Source organism: Paraburkholderia sp. BR10937 (assembly GCF_040965695.1).
Taxonomy (GTDB): domain Bacteria; phylum Pseudomonadota; class Gammaproteobacteria; order Burkholderiales; family Burkholderiaceae; genus Paraburkholderia.
In genome coordinates this window covers 1-236 of the sequence record NZ_JBFRCL010000287.1, presented here as the reverse complement: position 1 = coordinate 236, position 236 = coordinate 1, and the positions used below count along the sequence as shown (strand labels likewise).

The following is a 236-nucleotide window of genomic DNA, read 5'->3' as shown; positions in this document are numbered from 1 at the left end:
AAACTGCCTACCATGCACTGTCCCCGATCCGGATCACGGACCAAGGTTAGAACCTCAAACAGATCAGGGTGGTATTTCAAGGACGGCTCCACGGAAACTGGCGTTCCCGCTTCACAGCCTCCCACCTCTCCTACACAAACCGGTTCAAAGTCCAATGCAAAGCTACAGTAAAGGTTCATGGGGTCTTTCCGTCTAGCCGCGGGGAGATTGCATCATCACAAACACTTCAACTTCGC

The 236-nt window shown here is 52.5% G+C and carries 1 rRNA gene; it reads right to left on the bottom strand.

Going from position 1 to position 236, the window contains the following annotated elements:
• A 23S ribosomal RNA gene (locus AB4Y44_RS43015) occupies positions 1-236 on the bottom strand; the annotation flags it as partial.